Below are 18661 nucleotides of genomic sequence, written 5' to 3' on the forward strand. Positions count from 1 at the left end.
ATGCCCACGCTTGCCGAGATCAATCGCGCGCTGGCCGAGGTCTACGATCCCGAACTCGACACGCCGATCACTGAGTTGGGTTTCGTCAACGAGGTGCAGATCGCTGATGGGCACGTTACCGTTACTTACACTGTCCCCACCTTTTGGTGCGCGCCTAACTTCGTCTTTATGATGTCGCAAGACATTCGCGATGAAGTCGGGCGGGTGCCGGGAGTCATACAGGTAACGGTGCTCGTCCGCAACAACTGCCTCGAAGACGAGATCAACCGTGGCGTTAATGCCGGGCGCAGCTTTGCCGAGACCTTCCCCGCCGATGTGGATCAGAACGCTGATCTGGAGGTATTGCGCCACACCTTCAACGTCAAAGGCTTTCTGGCCCGGCAGGATGTATTAATCCGCCGGATGCGACAGGCTGGACTTGCCGATAACGCGATTCTGACATTACGCCTCGGTGACGTTAAGGTGCAGGGGGAAGACCTGATCCTCTCGCCACCGCCACACCGAGTGCCACTGGCAGCAGCCGATCTTCTTCGCTATCTGCACAAGCGTCGGCGTTTACAGCTCTCAGTTGCAGCGGAAGCGCTACTCTTCACTACGGTTGCAGGCCAATCAATCGCTGAAACTGAATTGGCTACGTATTTACGCTACTCGCGCTCGGCCCGGCTGAATATCGCGTTCAACACAAGCCTATGCGAAGGCTTGCTGCGCACTCAGTTCTTCCCCGAACGGCAACACGACCATTCTAGCGTCGGCGATCGCTTGATGATTGGATAGAGAGGATAAACCTATGCGCGCTGCTCGTCTGCACGAGTACGATGAACATCTCAACGTCCAGCTCCAACTCGAGGATGTGCCGCTGCCCAAGATTACCAAACCCGGCGAAGTGATTGTGCGGATTGGCGCGGCAGGGTTGTGCCGCACTGATCTGCACATTATTGAAGGAGTATGGAAGGATATTCAAGACCCGCAACGCACCTTGCTGCCCTACATCCTTGGGCACGAGAATGCAGGTTGGGTGGAAGAGGTTGGCCCCGGCGTAACCTCGGTCAAAGTCGGCGATCCGGTAATCTGCCACCCGTTACGTTCGTGCGGGGTTTGTCTCGGCTGCCGGCGCGGCGAGGACATGTACTGCGAGCACGGCAGCTTCCCCGGCCTCAACTGTGATGGCGGCTTTGCCGAGTATCTGTTGACTAACGAACGGGCACTGATCAAGCTCAACCCCAACGTGGCGCCGGTCGATGTCGCGCCGCTGGCCGATGCCGGCATTACCGCTTACCGGGTCGCCAAGAAAGCGGCCCGCAAGCTGACCCCCGGCCAGTATTGCGTCATTCTTGGCGTCGGCGGCCTTGGCCATATCGCGCTGCAATCGGTGCGCGAGCTATGCGGAGCGCGGATCATCGCGGTTGACCGTTCGGAAGCGGCGCGCAAGCTAGCGCGCGATCTCGGCGCGCACTATGTGCTCGATGGCGGCGACACGATTGTGCAAGAGGTGAAGGAACTGACGCATGGCGGCGCACATGCCGTGATCGACTTCGTAGGTGAATTGGGCGCCGAGCAGGTCTCGTGGCAGATGCTGCGCCAAGGCGGCACCCATTATGTGGTCGGCTACGGTGGCGCCGTGCATGTGCCCACCGTTCACATGATCATCACCGAAATCGCAATCGAGGGCAGCCTCGTCGGCAACTACGTCGAGCTAGTTGAATTGATGGAGCTGAATGCCGAGGGGCGGGTCAAGCTGCATGGCCAGCAATACCGGTTGGATCAGATCAATCAAGCGATCAACGACTTCAAGAATCGGCAGATTGCTGGGCGGGCGGTGATTGTGCCGTAAGCGTGATAAATAGAGGCATGCGGTAGCATCGCCGCCGCATGCCTCGCTCCGTAAAGTACGGGCAGATTTCAAACCTGCCCGTACACATTGTCCGACATCATCATTACTTTTCAGCGGCGCTTTGCTTTGTGAACAACTCGCGTAGCAACTCCTCATCGGTCGGTTGCACCGGCGTACTGAGCAACTTGGCAAGGAATTGTTCATCTGTCGGCGCAAGAGCTGCTGGCCGCCGGCTTGGCCAGAACTGAAGCCCAAGCCCGCCCGCTAGCAAGAGAAACCCAACCACAAACCAGAACTGGGCATTGAATGGGATTGTCGTCGCTGTGCGCGGCAAGTGGGCGGGTTGCTGGCTGGTGGCGGCAGTGGGCGTATCTGCGATACCGGTGTACGGCAGCTTGGGCGGAATCACTGCCGGCAGTTCAGGCATCACCGCTACCGGCGCTGCGGTCGGCACTTCGGTTGGCGCTTCGATGGTGAAGGCTGGTGCTGCTGGTTCAGCTAGGCTAGGACTGGTAAAGAAGAGGTGAGCCACGACCGTATCGCCGGGGCCGACTGCAATTGTCAACGGTGCCTGCGCTGGCGATCCTTGCTCGTCGGTTAGGTGCAGTGCAAGGGTATAGAAGCCAGACTCAACCCAACGATCGTAATTGCCATTCTGATCACTGTACACGACCGCATCACCGATCTTGACCGCAATCTGCGCCGCTGGCGCATGGGTGCGTAGATCGATAATCGTGCCGGTAACGCGCCCCATTGGCATTGGGGTTGGTGAGCTTGCGGGCAACACGGTCACCGGTGGAATCGTTGGGCGCGGCGACGGTTGCAGCGCTGGCGCGGCGGTTGATGGTTTCGGCAGCGGCAAGAGAGCAAACCCAATAACCATCGCAAGCACACCGCAAATCATCATACTATAGCTCAGCATTCGACGTTGCATACGCAGCTCCTTGCGTGTTTTGCGCAATTTTTCCTCCAGCAAACGTACTCAACCATCGCCGTGATCATCATAGCAAAAATATATCCGCTTTACACGATCATAGCATGTTGCGATACGCAAATTATCAATCGTGCGAGTGGCACCTTGGTTTTGTCGCTCTCATCACGTGCAACGCAACGTGCGCTTGAGCGCGATCAAACCAAGTATGCTACGGTGTAAAACCTGCCGCCCTTGTCTTGGCGTGCGGCATACCATTCCGCACTCCATCCGAGATGATAATGGCGAAGGTGACACCAGCACGGTTAAGCATTGTTCCATGCCGGTGTCACTTAGCCGATCGCCCATCAATCACCGATCAAGACCGTGACTTGAGCCCGGTTGTTGGTCTCATTCACCTCTTCCACTGCGCCGAAGGGGCTGCGTTCACCGCCATCAGGGCTCCGGTTCCAGCTATCCACGTAGGCGTAGATTGTATTGAGACCGCGTGGCAGTCGTCCATTCCATGTCGGTGAACTTGCTGCAGGATCGTAACCAAAGGGATTGGTTGAACTACGCGGGAAACTGATGAATGTCACACTCTCACCGGGTTGCAGGGTGCCGTCAAAGTACCATGCCAACCCTTGCCGTGACAGCTCATTCCACGGCTCATTTACTTCTGGTGGGCGTGATGGGTTAACGTACAGATCGACCCAGAAGTTGCTCGCCGGTTCCCGGCCAATGTTGGTCACCGTCACCCGATAGGTTACCGGTGTGTCGGCATTCGGGTTCGTGGGTGTGGCTTGGATGCTGGCGATAAGGTCTGGTGGAATTTGGACGATGGTCATTGGCAGATAGACCAGCACCCGCCGGTAGTACCCCATATCAATGACCACTTGCTGATCAGCAGCGAGAGTGAACGTCGCGATTGGGCCATCGCTATCGGTAGCGTCATCGCCAACATTCGGTTGTGCCGGCAGATGGCCAAGCAGGTTTCTGAAGACAACCGTTACTTCGCTTGGTGGCAAGCCGGTAACACTGTACGAACCGTCGCCTACAGTCTGGAGTTGGATCGTTTGTGGCTGAGCCGGCAGTAATGTCGGCGTGTACGTCACCGTGACTTGAACGCCTGCTAACCGTTCGGTTTCATTTGGATCGCGCTGATTGTTCTCGTTGGTGTCAAACCAAACGATCCCGCTCACACCGCCGGTGCCGCGCAGACCAGCATCAATCCCGGCCAAAGCTTGGCCGCTAAGAATGGTGAAATTGGTTGTCGTACCATCACTACGGAAATCGTTGTCATCATCGACGTTGATCGAACCACTGCCGTTGTTCGTTGTCGTATAACCACTTGGCAAGGTGATCCGAAGCGAATACGTGCCCGGCGTTACCTCGTTAAATGCGTAGCTGCCGTTTGCCAACGTCTGAGTTGTGGTGATGGTATTCCCGCTGCTATCACGCAAGGCGATGGTCAGTCCCGGTATACCCGGTTCACCCGCATCACGCAGACCGTTGCCGTTGACATCGAACCAGACCGTATCACCAATCGCGGTGGTGCGGTAGAGGCCGAAGTCGATCGTCGTGTCGGTGGCATTCAGCGTGAAGCTTTCACCAACGGCGTTGCTATCCGTGGCCGGGTTGCCACCCTGATTGGCGAGTGTAAGCAGATACCCAAACCGACTGACCGACTGGATCGTTACTGTGCTGCCCGGCGGGATGTTGTCGATAGAATAGTTGGCGCTCAAGCCACTGGCTGCCGTTGAGACAGTGCTATAGGTGAATGATGGATTGGTAGAGTTGATAACTCCACCATTGGTCTGCACCGTCACGGTGACCGTCACCCCATCGAGTGCTTGTTCGCCACTGTCCTGAATACCATTGGCGTTGGTATCTTCCCACACGAGATCGCCAATCGACAACGCACCGCGCAGGCCGGCGTCGATATAGGTAATGTTGGAACCCGAAGCCACTGTGAAGCTAGTTGTGCAGCCACTGGTCTGATCGGCATCACTGTTGTTATCGTCAGTCAACGTTGATCCGCGCGTTGTAAACGTGAAGCCGGTTGGTGCCGTGACACAGAGCTGATACGTCGCGTTGGTCAGGCCGGTCGGTTCGATAGTGGTGATCGAGAATGCGCCGTTAGCATCGGTTGTGACCGGCGTGCTCGGCCCGCTGCTGCTACCAACCAGCCGCACGCTGATATTCTCCATCCCCGGTTCGCCGCTGTCGAACAGACCGTTGCGGTTGGTGTCGAACCAGACAGTACCGCTGATCTGGGCCGGACGGTAATATCCGAACGGTACCGGGTCAGATGTTGTACCGCTCAGTACTACCCCTGTGCTCGCCGTGCCGGTATTGCCCGGTGAACGAATATATCCACTTGGATCAGTCGGGACCGTGAAGGTGTATGTCCCGGGAGGGCCACTGAATGTGACGATGCCGCTCAGATCGGTGACTTGACTGCTGGTAATCGGCCCACTGACATTGACGGTCACTGCGCGTAAACCGGCTTCACCGCTTTCAAAACTATTATTGATGGTCACCGTCTCGTCAAAGACGCGCGCGCGCACAGTAACGTTCTGATAGTAGCCTTGATCGCGGCTAGCGGTTGCCCCGATACTAAGCGGTTGATTCGTTAGCTCAGCGACGCTGTCGCTGTCAGTTGCGTCACTACCTTGATCGTCCAGCGTCACCTGATACGGTGGCGTGGCGGGGGGCGGTGTAAAAGTCAGCGTAAAGCTAGCTTCACTTGCCGATGTGCCGCCGGGGAGGCCGGTAAAGCTGTACTCGCCATTGCTATCGGTAGTCGCCGTGCGGGTGATGGTCGTGGTAAGATTGGCAAGGGTGATGGTCGCGCTCAGATTAACCGTCACGTTAGCCAATCTTGGCTCGCTAGCGGCGCGCTGGCCGTCGTAGTTGCTGTCGATGAAGGCAATACCATTTACCGTGCTGTTACCAATCAACGCCGCTCGCCGAGTCGTCGTCTGACCGTCAATGACGGTAAAGAGATCGGTGCGTCCGTTATTGCTGACAATCGTTGCCACACTGTTATCGCCGGTATTGGCAGCGACGAAGCTGAAGTTGGTCGGTGCCGGATTAACGAACTCTAGTCGGTAACTGCCACCCTCGATATTAGCGATCGTGAAGTTACCGCTACTATCAGTGGTTGCACTGCCAACAACAGTATTCGACGTATTCAGCAGGCGTACCGTCACTCCGCTCACTCCCGGCTCGCCGGCGGCGAGATTATCAGCCGGCCCATTTGTGCCATCGAAGAAGACCTGCCCGCTGACCCGGCCAAAGGTGTAGAAGCCGAAGACGTTGGTCGTGCCGGGAGGACTGGGTTCGGTCAGCGAGCTGCCGCCGCTTGTCAATGGCGATCCCGCAACCGTCACTGCTGCGGTTGAGCCTGATGATGGCAACAAACCGCTCAGCGCCGCCGAGCTTTCATCAACATTGAGCCGATAATCGCCGGGACGAACGGTAAAGGTCACAAGGCCGCCGGTGGTCGTTGTCTCGGTCAGCACGCGGGTGCTGTCGGGCCGTTCGAGCCAGACGCGCACGTCGGTGATGCCCGTCTCGCCGGTATCCCATTGATTATTACGCCCGGCTGACGGTTCACGGAAGACACGCGCGCGAATGGTGACATTGCGGAAATAGCCTTGATCGAAGTCAAGCGTACCGCCGGAAGCCGGCCCAGTTTCGGTGACAGTGGGGCCATCGCTATCGATGGTATCATCACTACCCACATTCGGATCGCTAGGAATATAGCTGCTAGATGGTGGGGCAAACGTAATGGTATAGGTGATTGTCCCAGCGCTGCCGCCCGGCAAACCGGTGAACTGATAGTTTGGCGGCGCTGTCGCGAGTGTTGCCGGATACGTCGCTACAAGGTTCGGCAGGTTAGCCGTGACCGTCAACGTCACCGTTGCACCGGCCAGATCGGTATCGCCGGCATCTTGCAGATTGTCAGCGTTGTTGTCCTCAAAAATCCGCCCCGTAACTGTTGTTTGACCACGGAAACCAGCATCAATATTGGTGAATGTGCCGTCATACCGTACGGTGATGATATTGGTGCTGCTATCGGCAACGTTTCCCGCCGTTGTTACATCGCTGTCACCGCCGGTAATGAAGGCATAATTGGCCATATCGGGATTCGTGAAGCGAACGGTGTAGGTACCGGGGAGGATGTTGGTGAAACTGTATGCGCCAAGAGATGTAGTTGTGGTAGTAGCAATTACACTGCTTGATGAATCAATCAGCTCGACCGTCACATTCCGCATACGCGGCTCGCCACTGTTGGCTAACCCATCGTCGTTTGCATCAAAAAAGGTCACGCCGCTGATCCGGCCCGGCCGATAGTAGCCGAAATAAGCATCACGTGTATCGCCGCTAACCAGACCGGTGAAGGTCAGGCTACCGGTATTGCCGGTTGAGGCGAGATAACCGGAAGGCGTTGTCACCGTCACGGTATATGAACCGGGGCGCAAGTTGAAGATTGCTTCACCGTCCAGATTCGTTGTGAGTGTAGCTGTCTCGGTTCCAGTCACATTGATGGTCACGCCACTAATGCCGAGTTCGCCAGAATCGAGCGAATTGTTAATCGTCACTGTCTCGCCAAAAACGCGCACAACAATTCGCACTGGTCGGTAGAAACCAGCATCAACACCATTGTTATTGGTGCCTTGCGCCGGCGTAAAGGTTTCAGTGCGCCAAATATCGCTGGTGCCTATCCGCGAATCAAGATCGCTGTAATCGGTATAGGTTACCTCGGTAGGATCAACCGGCGTGCCAGTTGGGCGCAAGCTGCCGACAAAGCCAATATACCCAATGCCGGCGGTTGAGATATCGAAGGTGACATAGATCGGTTCGGCGGGTAAGCCGGGAATCGAATACACACCGCTACTATCGCTTACTCCTGTCCCGAGCAGCACGTTATCGCTCGCGCGGTAGGCGCTCACGGTCACGCCGGGGATAGCCGGTTCGCCGCTATCAAAAATACCGTTTCCGTTGCGATCCTCAAACACCCGATTGCCAATGCGAGCGCGGGTCATACCAAAATCAACATCCGTATTATCGGGCGTTCCCGCGCTGAGCGTAATCGGGCCGCGATAGACGTAGCGATTGCCATTGCCGTTGGTGGCTTCCATGCCAGTTGATGTTCCCAACCCGACCAGCGCGCCACCGGGCAGGAAATTGGCTTCATCAAGCACGATCCGGTACGTCGTAGGCGTTGTGCTTAGCGGCAGATCGTCGAACAGATAGTAGCCGGGTTGACCGGTCGTGGGATTATTGGTCGTAACGGTGAAAATTTCGTTGCCGTCGCGGATGCCATTGTTGGCCGTGCCGCCGCCACGCCCGTCGTCAACAAAGACGATCACGCCGTTGACGCCAATTTCGCCGGAGTCTTGCACCGTATCGCCATTATCATCCAGCCAGACGTAATCACCGATCAAGCCTTTGTAAAAGCCGAATAGTTGATTATTGCGGGTGTTGCTGGTGGTACTGAGAAGGAATATGGGGCCGGTCACATCACCTGTGGGTACGCCATCGGGTGACCCAACATCGCCACCGGTAGCATCGGGCGAATTGGCGGCGCCGAAGAGAACAGCTCCGCTCGCAAATTGGCTGGATGGAATAACCACTCGGTAGTTCGCGCCGAGCGGCACGCTGGTGAAGACGAAAAATCCGCCGTCAGCCGGCTCGCTCGAACCAATGCGCTGACGGGTGGTGACGGTCGCAACGGTTGTGCTAGTGTCGGTATTGACCAGTTGCACCTCCACGCCGTTCAGGCGCGGCTCGCCAACCTCCCACAAGCCGTTGCGATTGGTATCGCGCCACACGAAGCCGCTCACAGCGCCTCGGGCAAAACCAATATCTACGTTGTCAATATTGACGCCACGACCGGTATTGGGCAGCGAAGCCTCGGCATTGCCGCTCACGAGTACCGCATCAGAATCGCGAATGCTGGGGTTAGGCGCGCCATCGTTGACAAACGCTTGGGTCAAGATGTAGCCGCTAGGGAAATTAGTGGCCAGAATCCGTACCCGGTAGCCGGCGCCGGTTGGAGCCACGTTAAAGATCGCGCGACCTTGGCTGTCGGTATTGACCGGCCCGGCTACGGTGTTGCCAAGGCTATCAATCAGATACGTAGGCAAATTGGTCAGCGGCGGCTCGCCGGCATCTTGAATACCGTCAGCATCAAGATCATCCCACACCCGCGCCGCAATACTGCGGGTACCAACTGGCGCACCGGTATCGATCACGCCATCGAGGTTACGAAGTCCAACTCGCTGCGTCACCGCACTGCCAGAAATGGTTACAAACGAGAGCAACCCAGCATTGCCCGTTCCCGGTACCGAAACCACCCGCGCGCCGAGATTGCTGACCTCGATCCGGTAATCGCCGTCAGGCAAAGCGGGAAACACCACCTCTCCGTCACTATTGGTCGTATTGAGACCAACGAGGACGCTATCGGCAGTGTAAACCGAGACCAACACGCCGGCGACGCCATTGCCCGGTCCGTCATTATCGAGACCGTCGCGGTTGGTGTCGAGGTAGACGCGCACAGTCAGTGTTCCGGCGGCAAAGGCTGTGAGCGTCGCGCCGAACAGTGCGCTGAAGATAAGGAGAGCGATCAGAATGAGGGGAAAGAGGTGTTTTCTGCTGTGGCCGATTCGCTGTGTGCCAGAGGCGTAGTGAGCCATACGATGCTCTCTTGTCAAAACTATTGCAAATCCTTTACGATACGTAGTATGACAATCGTATTATACCTTTTTCAGATAAGTTCAGCAATAGGCAATTGATCCCGCTATCACTTAGTACTGCTTTACTTTAAATGTTGATTATTCTTGCCCGACTAACGAGCGTTGCAGCGCAATCATTCTATCGGTGTATGCTCGCGCAATAGCGGCAATCTCCGCCGGCAAGAACTGCTGAAGAACGGCGTCATAGATCTCAAATCGGTGCAGCATGTGTTCAGGCAACACGCCGTCGTGCGGCTGGCGTTCGTTGCCCCACAAGATTTGCTCATCGAGTAATTCGGGCCTTCCGGCGGCGAGAGCTGCTTCGAGCATGCGCGTAACAAACTCATACCCGGCGCGAATTACCTCTGGTGCGCGTTCGCCCAAGGTGAGGGTGTCGGCGGGGTTTTGGAGCGCCAATTCGGTCGCGCGTTCGATGATCTGGTGGCGGCGGGCGCGGAGAGCGGGTATTGCTTCGGCACCGCGGCTGAGGTGAGGCGAGCGAGCTGGTGGCGGAAAAGCGTTATTTGCTGCCACGACGGCAGCGGCGGCATTTGGCGCGCTGAGTTGAATGTTTAAGGCTTGGTACAGGCCGGGTTGGCGGGTAAACGGCAATCCTCCCACCATTAAGGGAATGCCGTCGAGATCGGCGGCTGCCAGCGAGCGCACCAGATTGGTGAGATGGGGCACATTGAAGATCATCGCGGTGGAGATGCCAACCAGATCGGGTTGAGCGGTCTTAATGGCATCGATCAAAGCCGGAATGGGCACCGCTGCGCCAAGGTAGATGACCTCCCACCCTTCGGCTTCAAAAAAGTCGGCGACCATGCGCACGCCAACCCGATGCCACTCTTCCGGCGCACAACCGAGCACGATCCGCCGGTTGCGGCGCGTTTTGGGCTGGAAGTAGGGATGCAATTCACCCATCTGTCGCTCGATGATAGCGGTGGCCAGATGCTCTTGGGCAACGCCAATGCGGTTTGCTTGCCACAGTCGCCCGATTTCGTAAGCAGTCGGCTGGAAGATATCGAGATAGATGCGTGGCGCATGAATGCCTTGCGCTAGCGCCTGCTCAACGACGCGATCAGCCGCTCGCCCGCTGCCTTGCAGCATTGCTTCAAGGTATCGATGCTGCAAATCGGAGGGGATCGGAGGAGTCATTACAGTTGTCCTCTGCGCCATAAGAGCGGCAAAACCTGTAGCAGCGAACTTCTGTTGTAGTGTAAAGCGAAATGTGCGCGATAACAAGAGAAGAAATGATTACTGTGAGGCAAGGTTGATGAAGGGGGATTGTGCCAATGAGCGGGTTTGGCGGACAGAATACTTGAGCGCAGACGCGGTGTATGGCCTTGGGGTGCGCCTTGTTGTCCCCACCCCTAATTCCTCCCCCAGCGAGGGCGGGGGCGCGACTCTTTACCCCCGGAGGGGCCGGGGGAGCGAGGGGCCATCAGCCCGCTGCGCGGGCTTCTTTATGCCGCCAGCACCAGCGGCTGGTGCAAGGCATCGGCGAGCGCATCACCACGCTGTAGCCGATATACGTCGATCTTCAGGCTAGCGAGATGGTTAAGCAGTGGTTCTGGATCGTGCCAGCCACCGTAGCTGAGCGGGTCAATGAACATTACGGCGGCCCGGATGCCCCGGTAGAGATAGTGTTGCAGCGCTGTCACCCAGCGCGGGTCAAGATCAGCCGTGATGATGATCAGCGTGGTGTCGCGGCTAAATCGTTGCCCCTCGGCCACCAGCAGCTCGGCGAGCGAGTGTTGACCGTTGGCATGTACGACCGCCAACAGCTCAAGCATCTTCCACAATTGGCGCTCTTCGCGTTCGGCAGGGATAACTTCGAGCTGTTCGCTCCACGTTAACAGGCCAACGATCCGGTTTTGGGCCAGTAGGGTGCGGGCCAGCGAGGCAGTAACGTTAACCGCGTGCTCTTCGGTTGACTCAGGGGGCTGCCGATAGCGAAGCGATGGTTGGCGTTGCCGCGCTCGTGTAGACAGTCGCTCATCAGTCGTTGCTGGTTCACGAGGGAGGGAGACCACCGTTCGTTCGTTGAGATCGAGTACGAGATAAATATCGGCAGCCGGGTCAAGCTCGAACTCTTTCACCATCAACCGTCCATGGCGGGCTGTGCTCCGCCAGTGTATACGATTGAGACTATCGCCGGGCTGGTAATCGCGAATCGTGGCTACATGGGGAGTAACACTGTGAGCGCGAATCAGACACGTTGAGCCGCCCGACAATTCTGCACCGGGGAGGCGAAACGTGGCAATCTCTTCGGTCGGCGGATACACAATGATCTCGCCACTACCGGGAATCAAGCGAGAAAAGCGAAACAGGCCAAACGGATCACTGCTGATGATGCGCGTTGGCCCTAACCGAAAACGACCGCGATGGGTACAGCGTGTGCGAGTTGTCCAGCGAGTTGCCTCGTAGCTACCCAAATAGGCGACAAATCCAGCTTCATGGTTTGGCAGGTCTGACTCATCTTGCAGCTCGATCCATAATTTTGGGAGCCACCAGCGATTGTGAACAACGATCCGTTCCCGGGTGTACTCACCGACGTGTGCGCGCAGGCTGGTATGTTCGCGGTCAATCTGTAGACCATACAAATTGAGCCACGTCCATACCAATGCCACCAACGGCAGCCCGGCAAGAATGTAGCTCAGGTGGAAAAAGAGACGCTGACCGGTGGTTTGGGCGGCGATGAAGCTGACGCCGGCGAGCAGCAAGACGAGCAGCGGGCGGGTAAGGTTCATATCACCCCTGTAGCGGCGACGTTGCAGTGGACTGTCGCTATTTGCCTTCATTCAACACTTCGGCGAGCAGACCAACAACAGCGGTACGTGGCAACGAACGCTGTTCACCGCGTTGCAAATCCTTGATCACAACCTCACTGCGGGCCACTTCGTCGGGGCCGAGCACCAATGCAAAGCGCACGCCGCGCCGGTCGGCTTCTTTGAATTGCTTACCGAGATTACCCAGTTCAAGAGCGATCAAGGTGTTGATCCCGGCGGCGCGCAATTCGGCGGCCAACGCCAGACTTTCGGCGACCTGTTCGGGGCCGAAGAGGGTGACAAAGGCGACGGCGGTGGTGCGCGGACGTGGGCCGAGGTTGAGTTCGAGCATCACATCGTGCAAGCGGTCGATGCCGAAAGCGAGGCCAACCGTCGGAATGTTGCGTCCGGCGAAGAGGCCGATCAGGTTGTCGTAGCGCCCGCCGCCGAGTAGCGAACCCTCTGGCCAATGGGGGGTGATCGCCTCGAAGACGACGCCGGTGTAGTACGACAGGCCACGGGCCAAGCGCGGCGCAACCCGGTACTGCTCGGCAGGCACTCCCATTGCAGTGAGACCGGCGATCACAGCGCGCAGATTTGCGATTGCGGTCTGCGCGCGTTCATCACCAGCAAGGGCTTGTTCCAACGCTGCCAGTACCTCTGCGGGTGCGCCTTCAATCTGCACCAGTTCAAGAATGTGGTTTGCCGCGGCTTCAGCCACCCCCGATTTGAGCAACTCGGTGCGTACCCCATCGGCCCCGATCTTGTCGAACTTATCGATGGCGCGGTAGACACCGCTGGCGGCTTCTTCCGACAAGCCGCTGACGCGAGCAATACCACCGATGATCTGGCGATGGTTGAGCAGGGTGATAAAGCCGGGGAAGCCGAGGGCAGCTAGTGCCTCACATAGGATCGCGATAATCTCGGCATCGGCCAGCGGCGAGGCGCTGCCGACAATATCGAGATCGAATTGGTAGAACTCACGGTAGCGGCCACGGGCGGGCCGTTCGCCGCGGTAGCTCGGCCCGTAGGCGTAGCGCCGCCACGGCAGGGCCAGTTGGCTGGCATACTGGGCCGTGACGCGGGCTAACGGTACGGTTTGGTCATAACGCAACGCTAACCGGCGCCCGCCGTGATCTTCAAAACGGTAGATCAGCTTCTCATCATCACCCAGCTTGCCTTCTAAGGTCTCGGCGTACTCGATCACCGGCGTTTGCAGCGGCTCGAAGCCGTGTGCTTCGCTGATCCGCGTCAGCGTGTTGACAATATACTGCCGTAGCATCATATCAGCCGGCAGATGGTCGCGCATTCCTTTGACATTTTGAATAGCGGGCATAGGTGTTCTCAATTGCGCTGTCGAAAACGTTATTCTTTGAAGGGTGCGGCAGTTCCACTGCCGCACTCCATCGGCGTCAGCTTGGCTGTACTACTACCCCTTGTTGCCCGGCCAACTGGCCGCAGGCAGCGGCAATCTCAACCCCACGTTCAACGCGCACAGTGCATGGAATCCTGTAGTCGGTCAAAATCTGCTGGAAGGCAGTGACCCGTTGCCATTCAGAGCGGCTGAGCGGTGTGCCGGGCACTGGGTTCCATGGAATGAGATTGACATGGAATAACATTGGGCCGCGCGGCGCTTCACGCCGAAGGAGGCGGGCAAGGGCGATGGCTTGATGTGGATGATCGTTCTTGCCTTGCAAGAGGACATATTCAAACGACACCCGCCGCCGTGTCTGCTCAACATACCTGCGTGTGGCGGCCATTAGCTCGGCAATCGGGTAACGACGATTTACCGGCATCAACTCACTGCGCAGGGTATCGTCGGGTGCGTGGAGCGAGATAGCGAGGTTGATCGGCAGCTTCTCGGCAGCCAGCCGTTCAATGCCTTTGACCAACCCAACGGTTGAGACGGTCATACTGCGCGCGCCGAGATGAAAGCCTTGCGGATCGTGCAGTCGCTCAACCGCCTGCCACCAGCGGTCGTAATTGGCGAACGGTTCGCCCATCCCCATAAAAACTAGATTACTCACCCGGCCAGCCGGGCCAGCGGCACCCATCGCGCGCAGCTCTTGAGAAGCCCAGATCGCTTGGGCAACGATCTCACCGCTGCTCAGGTTGCGCAGCAAACCAAGCTGACCGGTGGCGCAGAAGACGCAACCCATGCCGCAACCGGCTTGAGTCGAGACACACACCGTCGAGCGGTCGGGGTAGACCATCAGCACCGTTTCGACCACGGCGCCATCGGGCAAACGGAACAGCGCCTTACGGGTCAGACCCTCGTCGCCAATCTGCACCCGTTCGAGGCGCAACGTCGAGAGCGGCATTTCAGCCAGCCGCGCGCGCAGCGCTGCCGGTAGGTCGGTCATTTGTTCGGTGCTGGCAGTGAGATTAACGTAGAGCTGGCGGTATAGTTGGCGAGCACGAAAAGCCGGCTCGCCCCATCCGCGTAGCAACTCAGTAAGTTCAAGCAGGTTGTAGTCATACAAGCAGCGTTGTTCCATAGCACGTAGCATTGTACCACGTTGCGCGTAAGAAGATAACGCTCACCAGCAGAAATGGAGGGGCCGCATCCTCCTAGGCAAAAAAGTCCAAAATTGGTTTTCTATGCTCACATTTGTGAACGAATTGTTTGCTATGATGATAGTGGCCGTGTTGCAGTACTGGCAACACAGTCGTGGAAGACTCCGGTTGTCGTTGCATAGACATTCTCTTACCCGGAGGGATGGCGATGTTTGGCAGCAAGCATGAGAAACGAAAGCGCTTGCAACAGTACGCTACATTATTGTCTGACCAACCACTCACTGCGGCCGAACTGGCGAGTCGACTTGGCGTGCCGCGTTCGACCGTCATACGCGACTTGCCGTTGCTTGAAGAGCACGGGATTCTGTTGTGTGAGGATATGAAGGGTCGGTTGTACCTCTTTCAACGTTCGTGATGAATATGGGCGGAGTTGTTGCCATTTTTGGCAAGGTGGGATGGTATAACTTATACAGAGGTTACGGGCGCTGAAGTGAAACCTGTGGACGTGTACGTTACGGATGAGGAGAAACGATGTCAGTCCAGATCACGTATACCGGACACCCGTTTGTCGATGTTGGTTTTGCGACGATAGCCGCGTTCACCGGTAGACGGCGGTTTGCCGATCTCGATGAGAGCGATTTGCAGCAGATTGCCGACTATATTGAGGCAAACTACGTGCGGCAACCGTTGCGTCGCTTTTTGACGATGGCATTTACCAGCAATGCGTGGTTTGCCCAGTCGGCATTCGATCCTAATCGGTTTGATCAGCCTGACAAAAAAGCAGAGGCGCAGCAAAAACGGAAGTATTGGGCTGATCGGCACTTGCGTCAGTGGATGCAAAGCGCAAGCGTGATGGAAACCTGCCTCTTCACTGGTTTACCGGCTGCAGCGCAAGCGTTATCGGGCAAGCTACAGCCGGGTCGGGTTGGGCGGGCGCAGGTACCGTTGTTGCAAGGCGATGATTCGATTAACTTCTTTATCAATGGTGATCCCGGCTTACCGATGGTCCCAGAAGCAATTCTAGCCGTGCAGGCAATGCCGTTGGGGTGCGCTAAGGTTGGTGGTGGCTTGTTGGCTGTGCATAGTGACGATGAGCAGTTGACGATCAATTTCGCCAAGCGCTTCTTGGAGCGCAATCTGAAAGATATCGCTAAGGCACAGGCAGCCAACGAGGAGAAGTTGCCCGGTTCGCCACGCAGCCTAAAGACGTTGTTGATCGAGACGTTGGCCGAGATTATCCGTCGCCAAATGCAGGAAGAAGTGCGGCGCGAACGGCGGCCAACGGTGACGGCCTACTCTTTCAACAATGGCCAGTCGCCATCGCTCGAAATCTACCACTTGCCATTGCAGATTACCAGCTTCTTGCTAGCGGTTCACACGCCGGCCTACCGCGCGATCTGGAACGAGTTGGTAGACCGGAGCTGGCAGCGTCCGGCGACGTCGGGCAAGCGCGGCAAAGCCGCCGGATCCAGCGAGCCGCGTATCAACTATCTGTACGAAGACCTCTTCACCCTGCCGGCGCAGGCCGCGCGCTTTGTGCGCATCTACTTTCTGCGTATCCCCGAACTGCGCCAGTCCGACGACGATCCGCGCCGCGATTACTCGCCGCGCCGCGAAGCTGATCTTGTTTCATGGCCGCTGGTTGAACTCTTTGTTCAGGAGGTATTACTTATGACCGATGATCGGGTGGCGAAGTTGAAGGAATTGGGCGATAAGTTGGCGGATTATACTCGCAATCAGGGTGGCAAACGCTTTTTCCGCCAATTCTTTACCGTGCAGCGGAGTGATCACTTTTTGACGCTGCTGAACAAGACGAATATCGACTACACCCGTTATAGGCGCGGGGCCGAGACGCTGTTCGATCTGGATAGTTTTCTGGCGCTGTTTATGGAAGGTGAGGAGGTGTTACGCAACGATTGGCGGCTCATGCGTGATTTGGTGTTGATCCGTATGATCGAGCAGTTGCGCGATTGGATCGCCGATAACGCCGATGCCATTCCGAGCGAAGAGGAAGTGGCTGAGGGGTAAAGGCGCAGAGGAGGCAAAAGCGCGGAGGCTTCAATCGCAACGATCGCCAAGCACGCAAAGGTTTTTGATAGGGGTTGTGGCCCCCACCCTAACCCTCCTCTAGAGGGGCACAACCGGCAGGGGATGTTCGAGCACACACTGATAGCAATAAGGAGGACACCCAATGGCGTTCGTAACCGGTCTCTTCTTGATTGATGCGCCAGCGTCGGCGCTCAACAATCTGGGCGCGATCCCCGGCGAGCGTGAGGATAACACTGTCGGGGTAAAGATGATCTCGACCAAAGCCGGTAACTTCCCGTATGTTTCGGCGCAGGCGTTTCGCTACTGGCTGCGCACAACGCTTGAAGAGCGGGTGCCGGAATGGAAAGCGTCGCCGATCTTCCGCGAAGAGAAGATCGCCTACACCGCTGCGAACCCAATCCGGTATTGGGATGACGACCTATTCGGATATATGCGCGCGCCGGGCAAGTCGGATACGGCTAAAAAGAGCCGTGAGCAAATGACAATGCTGGAAGATGCGACGCCGGTGACGGACACGATCACGCGGGCGTCGCCGTTGCGGGTGAGCACGCTGGTCTCGATTGCACCGGTCAACCCGACCAACGATTTTGGCGTGATGTCGCGCCACGAAGGCAACCCGGTGCCACACGAGCATCAGTTCTACCGCGCGACGCTTAAGGGCCTCTTCTCGCTCGATTTGTGGTCGTGCGGCACCTTCTCGTACCGCAACCGCACCGGGTTCCGCAACCTTGACGATAAGCAAGTGAAGCTTGCAACCGATTACCCCGGTGTCGAGCATTTGGCGGCGGAAAAGTCGTACCGCTTGCCCAAAGCGGAGCGGTTAGCGCGGGTCAAAGCACTCTTCACTGGGATGGCGCAGCTCGAAGGCGGAGCAAAACAGACGCTGCACTATACCGATGTCAGTCCGGCGTTAGCAATCTTTGCCGTGACCAAAGGCGGGAATCACATCTTCCACCATACGGTGGGGGCCAATCGCGCTGGCCAACCTGAGATCAAGATCGACGCGCTGCGCGAGGCATTGCGCGTGTTCGCCGATGGCATCCTGTCGCCAGTGTATGTCGGCTGGGTGAAGGGTTATCTCGACGAGGCGCGCACTGCGTTTGAGCAGTTTGTGGCCGAACATAATGCCAGTGTTGCCGAGCAGGAGCAGGATGTGCTGCGTATCAAGCTAAGCCACCCGCGGGAGGCGTTTTTGAACTTTGTCGCAGCCTGCGATCGGCATCCAGATTGGTTAGATTGATAAGGCGCCGTAACGCCGGACGGCTATCCGGCTCCGCGAAGGACGCAAAGATTTTGAAACGCGAGGGCGCGAAGAGCACGAAGCACGCAAAGGGATGCGCGTCGGTGTCTCACCGTGTTCACACCCCGTCTCAGAAAACCTTTGCGCCCTTTGCATACGCTGCGCCTTTGCGTTCAAACAATGGGAGCAAGTAATGCAAGCGCTTAAGATTGTGCTGGAAGGGATGACAACATCCTTCCGCTACCCGCACTTTATGCTCGGCGTGCAACCGAGCTTCCCGCTGCCGCCGCCGGCTACGGTCTACGGCCATGTGTGCAGCGCACTTGGCGAGTGGGTTGATCCGGAGGGGTTGGTGTTCGCGTACCATTTCACCGTCGCCGGCGAGGGCCATGATCTCGAACACACTCACGTGCTGTCGGCTGCGTCGGGCAAGCTGCCGGGAGGCGAACGCAAGGTGTTGGAGGGGAACGTCAACCCGTTCAAACGCCACATCTTGCTCTTTCCACGGTTAACGCTCTACCTCAATCGGCCCGACTGGATCGACGCCTTTCGCTATCCGCGCTATCCGGTCGTGTTAGGCCGTTCGCAAGATTTAGC

12 protein-coding genes are annotated in these 18661 nt (G+C 57.4%); 6 read left to right on the plus strand and 6 right to left on the minus strand.

The annotated features are described in order from the left end of the window. Both Q1A59_RS16430 and Q1A59_RS16435 read left to right on the plus strand, forming a co-directional pair. Entirely contained in the window at positions 1–774 is a 774-nt protein-coding gene (locus Q1A59_RS16430) for a metal-sulfur cluster assembly factor (protein WP_298403107.1), read from the plus strand. Between the two features lie 13 nt (positions 775–787). Then, positions 788–1831 carry an NAD(P)-dependent alcohol dehydrogenase gene (locus tag Q1A59_RS16435; protein ID WP_298403108.1) on the plus strand — a complete coding sequence of 348 codons (1044 nt, stop codon included), beginning with the start codon at positions 788–790 and terminating at the stop codon, positions 1829–1831. A gap of 103 nt (positions 1832–1934) precedes the next feature. Here Q1A59_RS16435 and Q1A59_RS16440 read toward each other — a convergent pair whose 3' ends face one another. The 6 genes from Q1A59_RS16440 to rlmN form a co-directional block, all read right to left on the minus strand. Further along, the gene (locus Q1A59_RS16440; protein WP_298403110.1) at positions 1935–2765 is read right to left on the minus strand and encodes a hypothetical protein; all 831 of its coding nucleotides are present in this window, start codon (positions 2763–2765) and stop codon (positions 1935–1937) included. 344 nt (positions 2766–3109) lie between these two features. Then, a complete protein-coding gene (locus Q1A59_RS16445; RefSeq protein WP_299645247.1) occupies positions 3110–9448 on the minus strand; it encodes an SdrD B-like domain-containing protein in 6339 nt (2112 codons plus the stop codon). Positions 9449–9586: 138 nt separating this feature from the next. After that, positions 9587–10645, minus strand: a complete 1059-nt coding sequence (locus Q1A59_RS16450) for a B12-binding domain-containing protein (protein WP_299645248.1) — start codon at positions 10643–10645, stop codon at positions 9587–9589. Positions 10646–10953: 308 nt separating this feature from the next. Continuing rightward, positions 10954–12240 (minus strand): DUF58 domain-containing protein, encoded by a 1287-nt coding sequence (locus Q1A59_RS16455; RefSeq protein ID WP_299645249.1) that lies wholly within the window; start codon positions 12238–12240, stop codon positions 10954–10956. Positions 12241–12277: 37 nt separating this feature from the next. Further along, on the minus strand, positions 12278–13594 hold the full coding sequence (hisS, locus tag Q1A59_RS16460) for a histidine--tRNA ligase (RefSeq protein WP_299645250.1): 1317 nt from the start codon (positions 13592–13594) through the stop codon (positions 12278–12280). Between the two features lie 76 nt (positions 13595–13670). Further along, positions 13671–14768, minus strand: coding sequence for a 23S rRNA (adenine(2503)-C(2))-methyltransferase RlmN (gene rlmN / locus Q1A59_RS16465; protein ID WP_298408108.1), 1098 nt, complete (start codon positions 14766–14768; stop codon positions 13671–13673). A 248-nt stretch (positions 14769–15016) separates the two neighbouring features. Between rlmN and Q1A59_RS16470 the strand changes: the two genes are divergently transcribed. The 4 genes from Q1A59_RS16470 to cas5 all read left to right on the plus strand — a co-directional run. Next, positions 15017–15190: a helix-turn-helix domain-containing protein gene (locus Q1A59_RS16470; protein ID WP_298482461.1), complete on the plus strand. Its 174-nt coding sequence runs from the start codon at positions 15017–15019 to the stop codon at positions 15188–15190. Positions 15191–15306: 116 nt separating this feature from the next. Continuing rightward, complete coding sequence (gene cas8a1 / locus Q1A59_RS16475) at positions 15307–16803, plus strand: type I-B CRISPR-associated protein Cas8b1/Cst1 (RefSeq protein ID WP_299645251.1); 1497 nt, start codon at positions 15307–15309, stop codon at positions 16801–16803. Positions 16804–16966: 163 nt separating this feature from the next. After that, on the plus strand, positions 16967–18064 hold the full coding sequence (cas7i, locus tag Q1A59_RS16480) for a type I-B CRISPR-associated protein Cas7/Cst2/DevR (RefSeq protein ID WP_299645252.1): 1098 nt from the start codon (positions 16967–16969) through the stop codon (positions 18062–18064). Between the two features lie 193 nt (positions 18065–18257). Then, the coding region (gene cas5 / locus Q1A59_RS16485; protein WP_299645253.1) for a CRISPR-associated protein Cas5 at positions 18258–18661 on the plus strand (404 nt) is incomplete at its 3' end.

The sequence above is a fragment of the uncultured Chloroflexus sp. genome, from assembly GCF_937951745.1.
Classification (GTDB): Bacteria; Chloroflexota; Chloroflexia; order Chloroflexales; family Chloroflexaceae; genus Chloroflexus.